This window comes from Faecalicatena orotica (assembly GCF_905197545.1).
Classification (GTDB): domain Bacteria; phylum Bacillota; class Clostridia; order Lachnospirales; family Lachnospiraceae; genus Faecalicatena_A; species Faecalicatena_A orotica.
The window spans coordinates 40086-46621 of sequence record NZ_CAJJZH010000017.1 but is presented as its reverse complement, the minus strand read 5'-3'; the positions used below and the strand labels follow the sequence as shown (position 1 = coordinate 46621).

Annotated in this window: 8 protein-coding genes, 1 pseudogene and 1 other annotated feature; all 9 genes and pseudogenes read right to left on the bottom strand. The window is 43.0% G+C overall.

The features are described 5' to 3' along the window. A pseudogene (rplL, locus tag ABIN22_RS22450) lies at positions 1-74 on the bottom strand (50S ribosomal protein L7/L12); the annotation flags it as partial. 139 nt (positions 75-213) lie between these two features. After that, positions 214-765 (bottom strand): 50S ribosomal protein L10, encoded by a 552-nt coding sequence (gene rplJ, locus ABIN22_RS22445; protein ID WP_109732719.1) that lies wholly within the window; start codon positions 763-765, stop codon positions 214-216. Positions 766-803: 38 nt separating this feature from the next. After that, positions 804-941 (bottom strand) — a sequence feature (ribosomal protein L10 leader region). Between the two features lie 60 nt (positions 942-1001). Beyond that, on the bottom strand, positions 1002-2927 hold the full coding sequence (locus ABIN22_RS22440) for an AAA family ATPase (RefSeq protein WP_346911390.1): 1926 nt from the start codon (positions 2925-2927) through the stop codon (positions 1002-1004). 242 nt (positions 2928-3169) lie between these two features. After that, the gene (gene rplA, locus ABIN22_RS22435; protein WP_109732728.1) at positions 3170-3862 is read right to left on the bottom strand and encodes a 50S ribosomal protein L1; all 693 of its coding nucleotides are present in this window, start codon (positions 3860-3862) and stop codon (positions 3170-3172) included. 61 nt (positions 3863-3923) lie between these two features. After that, positions 3924-4349, bottom strand: a complete 426-nt coding sequence (rplK, locus tag ABIN22_RS22430; RefSeq protein ID WP_109732729.1) for a 50S ribosomal protein L11 — start codon at positions 4347-4349, stop codon at positions 3924-3926. A 52-nt stretch (positions 4350-4401) separates the two neighbouring features. After that, complete coding sequence (nusG, locus tag ABIN22_RS22425) at positions 4402-4920, bottom strand: transcription termination/antitermination protein NusG (protein WP_109732730.1); 519 nt, start codon at positions 4918-4920, stop codon at positions 4402-4404. Positions 4921-4944: 24 nt separating this feature from the next. Beyond that, positions 4945-5145 (bottom strand): preprotein translocase subunit SecE, encoded by a 201-nt coding sequence (gene secE / locus ABIN22_RS22420; RefSeq protein ID WP_109732731.1) that lies wholly within the window; start codon positions 5143-5145, stop codon positions 4945-4947. A 22-nt stretch (positions 5146-5167) separates the two neighbouring features. Then, positions 5168-5317 (bottom strand): 50S ribosomal protein L33, encoded by a 150-nt coding sequence (gene rpmG / locus ABIN22_RS22415; RefSeq protein WP_109732732.1) that lies wholly within the window; start codon positions 5315-5317, stop codon positions 5168-5170. 243 nt (positions 5318-5560) lie between these two features. Continuing rightward, a complete protein-coding gene (locus ABIN22_RS22410; RefSeq protein ID WP_346911386.1) occupies positions 5561-6535 on the bottom strand; it encodes a Gfo/Idh/MocA family protein in 975 nt (324 codons plus the stop codon). Position 6536 lies beyond the last annotated feature (1 nt).

Here is a 6536-nt window from a genome sequence, read left to right as displayed (position 1 = left end):
ACTAATTCATTTAATTCTAATACTGATAACTCTTTGATCGCTTCGATCATTTCAGCTGTTGTCAATTTAGCCATTTTTATATCCTCCATTTTAGATTATTTCAGGATTATTCTCATCCTCTTATTTTAGTTTCTTATTACTTATTGAACCTTGACGGTTCAATGAGGTAAACCTTAATCCCTCAGGCTTATGCCCCTGGAATTGTGTCCCGACTTACTCAGCCGGTGTCTCTGCTGCTTCTACAGCCGGAGCTTCCTCTGCTGCTTCTGCAGGAGCTGCTTCACCGCCCTGCTCTGCAATCTGCTTAATAACACGAGCAAAATTGGTAATAGGTGACTGCATACTTCCAAGTAATCTGGAAAGTAATTCTTCTCTTGAAGGGATCTTTGACACTTCTGTTAATCCAGCAACATCATAGACTGTTCCTTCAACGACACCGCCCTTTAATTCAAGCTTGTCTGCTGTCTTAGCAAACTTGCAGATAATTCTTGCCGGTGCTGTTGCGTCATCTTTGGAAATAGCGATTGCGCTTGGTCCTTCAAGACAATCAGTAAGTCCTTCGAATTCAGTTCCTTCAAAAGCTCTCTTCATCATGGTGTTCTTGTAAACTTTGTAAACGACACCTGCTTCTCTAAGTTGTTTACGAAGTTCTGTGTCCTGAGCTACTGTTAATCCACGGTAGTCAACAAGAACAACTGACTGAGCGTCTTTGATCTCTTCTGAAATTGCCTCAACGATTGGTTGTTTTAATTCAACTTTTGCCACGTTCTGGTACACCTCCTTATTTTATTTGTGCGTGTACTGCCAAAAATAAAAAAGCTTCCATGCCCGAAAACACGAAAGCTCACAAATTCATATTAAGAATTCTGATCTTCCTCGGCAGGCGTTCATAACTTATGCCTTACGGCACCTGCTGTCTTCGGCAGTCAATTGCTTTAATATAATAGCATCTTCCGATTCCCATGTCAATAGATAAATATATCTTTTACAATAACTTTTTTCTATAACTGCCCGGAATCCTCCCACACTACCTCCGTCTTTTTTCCACAGTGTGCCAGTCCAATATAGCAGACCCGCCCTTTCATCTCGACATCATACTTCTTTGCCCGAATCTGTTTCAGTCCATCTTGTGCCAGTTTTATCAAGTCCTGATTACCATCTTTTGTATATTTAAATTCCAGAATGATATTGGGATCCTCGTCCCTGAGCGCTCGCAGTATAATATCACTCCTGCCTTCTCCGCTCTCGCGGTTGCTCTTTATCTCGTATTCTCCGTACAGACAGGAGCACATTCCCAGCATCATCATATGGTAGCTGTTCTCATCTTTCAAATCATGATAGGAGGGAAGTGTAAGAATCACCTTTTGATAACGGTATGCAAACTCCTCCATATCCCCTGTCCTCAGATAGCTGATCAGATCTGCCATATCGTCATACTTCACCCTGAGACAATGTGCTGTCAACCGCTGAAACGCCTCACTGACCTCTTCATTCGGAATCCGGACCATGCAATAATTTTTCCTGATTTCCTCCATAACCGTAACCATTCCGGCATTGATCAACATCCCCCATAATGCAGCCTTACCCGGCTTCTCAAAAAAGGATGTGTCCAATTCCACCATGACAGCCACTTTTCCCTGCTCCAACAGCTTTTTATATTCTCTGTGAAAATCCCCTCCGCATAGATCCATAGCATGTTCAATGATACTGTTCTCACCTGTATTCACCCAATAGGAATGAAGTTTTTTCCTGGAAGCATAAAATATGACAGACCAGGGGTTATACATGTGGATCCCCCCAAACTCATAACCGTCATACATTCGTCTTACTTCTTCCGTCAGTTCTATTCCGTAATATGACAGCAGTTCCTCCGTCTCATCCTCAGTGAATCCGAAATATTGTGCATACTCAGGATCGTTCACTGTACAAACCGAAATATTATTCAAACCAGAAAAAATATTTTCTTTTGCGATTCTCTGAATCCCTGTCAGCACAGCCTTGTCCAACGCAGTGTTTCCTTTCAGTGCCGAACTAAGTAAAACAGACAGAAATCCACGCACCTCCTTATAGTATCCGTTCACACTGGCAGAAATAAAGGGAGTATCATATTCGTCAATAATCAGAAATACTTTGTCCTTGTAATATTCCTGTAATGCCCGGCATAGTTCTGCAATTGCAGTGCTTTCCATATTTTTTTCAATTCCATTTACTGCGTGATTCGTCAAAGCCGCGTATATTTTGTCAATCTTTTCCTTCCTTAAAGGTTCTATCCTGCTGTCATGGAGAATTGTCCAATATCGCTCATATTCGAGTGAAATCACATCACAAACTCTTCCAAGCAGTTCTTTTTCGTTCTCCCCTTTCGCATTCAAAAAAGACAAAAACACCACCGGGTGCTGGTTACATTGCTGCATTGTCTCTGACTGGCCGATATAGGTTCCATCGAAAAGCTCCCTCGATTCCTTAGTACAGTCAAAAAACTCTGCAAGCATGGACATATTGAGCGTCTTCCCAAATCTTCGCGGCCTTGTAATCAGAGTCACTTCCATGTTGGATTCCAGAAATTCTTCGATCATCCTGGTCTTGTCCACATAATAACTATTCCATTCCCGAAGCTTACGGAAATCCTGAACCCCAATCCCGAGCTTCTGTGCCTTTTTCTTTCCCGGCAGGCCGGAAGTTATACAATAAGGTGCTTTCTCTTCTCTGATAATTGCTATACTGTTGTTCCTTCCAAACAGTTCGTCCACTGAACACGCCAGAACATCTGCAATTCTCTCCAATGTCTCAAAATCCGGAGCCCGCTTTCCAGCCTCATAGTTAGAATAAGTAGATCTGGAGATACCCAACTGTGCCGCCATCCATGTCTGTGTGTATCCTTTTCCTCTCCGAAGCGCCATAAGGCAGTGGCTAAATTTTGTATTCATGCAAAATCACTTCCCTTATCTTGATGTTTTAATTATAACATGTCATGTTTCAAATTGCAAACACTCTGTGTTTACGTTTTGAAACATTTTGCTATTGCCAAATCATGGTTTTACCGCCCTACAATGATATATCAGAAAATCAAGGTATGTCACAGAAACAAAAAACACCCCAATGCCGTCTTTTTAAGGCGTACACCGGGATGTTTCATTTATTTTACTATTTCATCAAATCTATATACAAATTAAGCAAGCTTCATTGGGTTGATTTTCACACCAGGTCCCATTGTTGATGTCAGTGTAACACTCTTCAGGTACTGACCTTTTACAGCTGCCGGTTTTGCTTTGATGATTGCATCGATAAGCGTCTGGAAGTTGTCCGCTAACTGTTCTTCGGTAAATGATGCTTTACCGATCGGCACATGGATAATGTTTGTTTTGTCCAATCTGTACTCAATCTTACCAGCTTTGATGTCGTTGATGGCTTTTGTTACATCCATTGTAACTGTTCCTGCCTTCGGGTTTGGCATCAGACCTTTTGGTCCGAGTACACGTCCGAGACGTCCAACAACGCCCATCATGTCAGGTGTAGCAACAACAACGTCGAATTCGAACCATCCTTCGTTCTGGATCTTCGGAATCAGTTCATCTCCACCTACGTAATCTGCTCCTGCCGCCTTTGCTTCTTCAGCTTTAGCATCCTTAGCAAATACAAGGATACGAACCTTCTTACCTGTTCCGTGCGGCAGTACAACTGCACCACGGATCTGCTGGTCTGCATGACGTCCGTCACAACCTGTTCTGATATGAGCTTCGATTGTTTCGTCAAATTTAGCTACTGCTGCTTTTTTTACTAATGATACTGCTTCTGCCTTCTCGTAAAGATTTCCTCTCTCGATCAGTTTCGCAGCTTCGATATATTTTTTTCCTCGTTTCATTTCAAATAACCTCCTTGTGGTATTGGCGGGATCTTGCCCCTCCCACTTATTTCAACTTCGTTTAGTCTTCAACAACAACGCCCATAGAACGGCAGGTTCCAGCTACCATGCTCATAGCTGCCTCTACTGTTGCAGCGTTTAAGTCAGGCATCTTAGTCTTTGCGATCTCTTCTAACTGAGCCTTTGTAATCTTAGCAACTTTGTTCTTGTTCGGAACGCCTGAACCTGATTTGATGTTGCAGGCTTTCTTGATCAGAACTGCTGCCGGTGGTGTCTTTGTCACGAAGCTGAAGCTTCTGTCACTGTATACTGTGATAACAACAGGGATGATCAGGTCGCCCTGGTCTGCTGTTCTTGCGTTGAACTGCTTTGTAAATTCAACGATGTTAACACCGTGCTGTCCAAGTGCAGGACCTACCGGTGGTGCTGGTGTAGCTTTACCAGCTGGAATCTGTAATTTAATATAACCTTGTACTTTTTTTGCCATTTTTAATTACCTCCTTGTGGTATTGGCGGGACATGTATCCCTCCCACGGTTTTTAATCCATCTTTCTTACTTCTGCGAAACCTAGCTCTACGGGCGTCTCACGACCGAACAGCTCTACATTGATAGACAGGCTCTGCTTCTGCTCATTCAGTGACTGAATGACTCCGACAGTTCCTTCCCATGCTCCGCTTAACACGGTCACGGTGTCGCCAACCTCAAAGCCTACTATGACGTTCTCCTGCCTGATTCCGAGTCTGTTCATCTCCTCTTCCTCAAGCGGCACCGGCTTGGATCCAGGACCGACAAATCCTGTCACGCCTCTGGTATTACGAACTACATACCAAGTGTCATCATTCATAAACATATGAATCATAACATATCCCGGGAACATCTTTTTCTGGCTTGCTTTCTGGACACCATTCTTCAGCTCAATAACTTCCTGCATGGGAACCCGAACCTCCAGAATCTGATCTTCCAGATGACGATTCTCAATTGCCTTATCAATATTAGCTTTCACTTTGTTTTCATACCCGGAATAGGTATGAACTACATACCATTTTGCCTCTGACATAAAATCACCTTTCTGCTACGGCTGTTATTTAACCAGTAAATCAATTCCATACTTTAGGATTGTATCGATTATCGTAATCAATGCACCTAACAGTAAAGAAACTGAAACGACTGCCGTGGTCTGTTTTGCAAGTGTTTTCTTGTCTGGCCAAATGACTTTCTTAAACTCTGCCTGAAGCCCTTTGAACCAGCTCTTCTTCTGAGTTTTGGCTGTTTTTTCACCCATGACATCCACTTCCTTCCAACGACTATTTCGTCTCTTTGTGCAGTGTGTGTGATTTACAGAACTTGCAGTACTTCTTAGTCTCCATGCGCTCCGGATGTGTTTTCTTATCCTTGGTCATGTTGTAGTTACGATGTTTGCATTCTGTACATTCCAATGTGATTCTTGTGCGCACAACTTCCACCTCGCTTTTTTCTTATTCACTACGTGTTACATGATGGTTGCGAAGCCATCTAATTTTAGGCATAAAAAAAAGACCTACTTCCATTCGCTAGAGCATTGTACCATAGAGAACATATAGAAGTCAAGCCTTTTTCTTTAATTGGGGACGTAGACTTTTGCAATTATACTACGTCCCCAATTGACTTTAGTGGTGTACCAAAACGACTTTTTTTTCTCTGTTATGTGCTTCTCCCGTCTACATATATCCAATCTCTGTTAGAACCTGATCTATGACTTCCGCTGTCTCAACGGAAAATTCATTTGATACAAGAGGAGCCTCTCCGTCCAGAATACATCGGCCGAACTGTTCTGTCTCCAGCTGATAATTGCTTTTGACTGATACGTGGCATGTCTCGGTCATGCCATCTTTATGGATATAATATGTAACATCGCCTTCCTGATTATACCTTACAGGTGCTTCGATGGTTCCTTCCGTTCCATATATGAAATAGCGGTCTGCACGCTGCGGGGAGCACATTCCCTGAAGAGCGCTTGCCTTTGCCCCGGATGGGAATGTGAAATATGCGGCAGAAAAATCGTCCACTCCTGTTCCCATAAAACTGCCCAATGCCTTAACCTGGCTGGGCATTTCCCCAAACACTTTCAGAATCAGGCTGATATTGTAACAGCCCAGATCATAGGTTCCGCCCCCATACGTTTCTTTTCTCATGCGTATGTTATCATCTGTATAGTCTGTTGTAAAGAAGCAGGACTCCATAAACCTCGGCTCCCCGATCACTTTGTCATGCACCTTCTGTATAATTTCCCGCGTCACATCACTGTGCAGATAAGCAAATGCCTCCATCAGGAGTACGCCTTCTTCTTTACATACCTTTACAAGTTCTTTTACGTCCTTTGCCGTAACTGCAAGCGGTTTTTCACAAAGAATATGGTTTTTCTTCTTCGCCGCTTTCTCTGCCCATTCCCTGTGAAGCTGGTTCGGGAGCGGTATGTAGACGGCATCCACTTGATCGTCATCAAGAAGTTCCTCGTAGGAGTCGTACGTTTTTTCGAATCCAAACTCTTCCTGAAACTTTTTTACCTTTTCAGGATTTCTTCCTGCAATTGCGTATAATTCACAGTTATATGCTTTCTTCATTCCCGGCAGGGTCTGCTCCCATGCAATATTCGCAGTACCGAGAACACCCCATTTCACACATGCTTTTTCCATT

What these genes read in the sequence shown, in the direction of transcription:
- ABIN22_RS22410 (WP_346911386.1), bottom strand. Translation starts at nt 6,535, where the DNA reads ATGGAAAAAGCATGTGTGAAATGGGGTGTTCTCGGTACTGCGAATATT.
- nusG (WP_109732730.1), bottom strand. Translation starts at nt 4,920, where the DNA reads ATGTCAGAGGCAAAATGGTATGTAGTTCATACCTATTCCGGGTATGAA.
- rplK (WP_109732729.1), bottom strand. Translation starts at nt 4,349, where the DNA reads ATGGCAAAAAAAGTACAAGGTTATATTAAATTACAGATTCCAGCTGGT.
- rplA (WP_109732728.1), bottom strand. Translation starts at nt 3,862, where the DNA reads ATGAAACGAGGAAAAAAATATATCGAAGCTGCGAAACTGATCGAGAGA.
- ABIN22_RS22440 (WP_346911390.1), bottom strand. Translation starts at nt 2,927, where the DNA reads ATGAATACAAAATTTAGCCACTGCCTTATGGCGCTTCGGAGAGGAAAA.
- secE (WP_109732731.1), bottom strand. Translation starts at nt 5,145, where the DNA reads ATGGGTGAAAAAACAGCCAAAACTCAGAAGAAGAGCTGGTTCAAAGGG.